This window comes from Vibrio sp. Vb1755 (assembly GCF_033338635.1).
GTDB classification, from domain to species: domain Bacteria; phylum Pseudomonadota; class Gammaproteobacteria; order Enterobacterales; family Vibrionaceae; genus Vibrio; species Vibrio alginolyticus.
In genome coordinates, this window is the sequence record NZ_JAWOTA010000084.1 from 1 (window position 1) to 1,710 (window position 1,710).

A 1,710-nucleotide genomic window follows, 5' to 3' on the forward strand; every position below is an offset into this window, starting at 1 on the left:
AAGTTTTGGTATTGCTTGACGTAGTTACCGAAGTTATCTTGACCCGTGGTAACAACATCAATGAAGTTTTGGAACTTGTTGTAAAACGCAGAAACGTAAAGTTGCGCTCGGCCATTATCGAATTTGTTACCGATTTCAAACGAGTCCGAAGTTTCAGCCTCTAGATCCATATTTGGTGCAATAACAAAAGGCGTCAGCGGCACAAAGTCGTGGCTTACGAAGCCATACGCCTTATCGTATTCTGGCGCTCGATAGCCGTGATCGTAAGAGAGGTAAACGCGGTTGTTTTCGAACACTTCACGAGAAATCGACAAACTTGGTGAAATTTCAGAACTGTCGATATCTTTCAGTGGATATCCACCGATATCATTCTGGCCATCAGGTGAAAGTCGGTGCGCATCGAAACGCAAACCGCCAGTCAATGTCCATTTCTCCAGCTCAATCATGTCACGGAAATAAAGCCCAATGTTGTAAGCACGTGCAGAGGCAAAGGGCTGTTTTTGCGATGCGTTGGAGCCCGTCCAATCGAGGACTTTCTGATTATCTTCACGTTGGTAGTAATCTGATGCTATCTCAACGCCATACGCTAACTTGTGCTCAGCCGATGAGGCATGAAGCGTCTGTTTGAAATCCGCTCTCAAACCGACCGTGTTATCGGTAAATGTTTTGTGCTCAAGTTCGCGGCGCTTGATCAGCAGACCATTGGCGTCGGTAGAGTTCATTAAGCGATTGGTGTCTGTGATCACTTCGGTATGACGCCAATAAACTTTGGTATCCAACTCTTCAAACCATGTTGGATAAAGCGGCGTTAGCTCGGCACCTAAATATGCACTGTATTCTTCTGTCGATTCATCTTCTGCAAAGTCTTCGATATGCCACTTGCCATCTTTTTGTATGGATGACGAACCTTCAAGACGTTGTTGGTCTTGTCGATAGAGTTCAGCACGCGCTTTGATCATCACTTCATCATTGAAGAAATGATTGATGGCGTATGACGCGCTGTAACCATCCAAATCGCGGTTGTACAAATCTTGGCTGAAGTTACGCGTCTCTTCACCTTGCCAATAAGCCGCGTTGACCAAGCTTTCCGTATCGCCAGAACGAAATGCCAAATTGCTCGCGCCTTTGTATTTATTGCTGATCCCTGTATAAGTGCCCGTGGCGTCAACATAAAAGTCACGATCTTCTAAAAACTCGCCCGGCTGTTTGGATTTTAGAATCACAGCGCCACCAATGGCACCAGAGCCCAAGACTGAGGAGCTTGCCCCTTTCACTACTTCTAATGATTCAAGATTAGATAGATCGAACGTGTCGCGGCCCACTTTGTCATTGTTGTCATTCGCCCCAAAACCGTCTGCAGAGCGAATGCCGTCACGAATGATCATAATACGGTTACCCGTCATGCCCCGAATCGTGATGTTTTGTGGACGACCAGCGCCACCTGACACACTTACCCCAGGCTCGTGACGCAGCGCATCATAAAGCTCTGTTTCGCCCTTTTGTTCAATCTCTTCGCTGGTGACAACCGCAACGCTGCCTGCTACTTCAGACACAGGTTGTTCAATCCGATTCGCCGTCACCACAACCTCTTCCATAGAGAAAACGTCAGATTTGGCGTGCACTTGGCTGGCAGCTAGTACCGAAAGTACTGCCGCTGACACTGGGGTAAGCTTCATTTACTGCTCCGCTTTAGATGTATTAATCAGTGAT

General features: G+C 47.1%; 1 protein-coding gene. It reads right to left on the reverse strand.

Going from position 1 to position 1,710, the window contains the following annotated elements:
• Positions 1-1,676: TonB-dependent receptor domain-containing protein (locus R7E00_RS22755; RefSeq protein WP_318124509.1), on the reverse strand; the 1,676-nt coding region annotated here is incomplete at its 3' end.
• Positions 1,677-1,710: the final 34 nt, after the last annotated feature.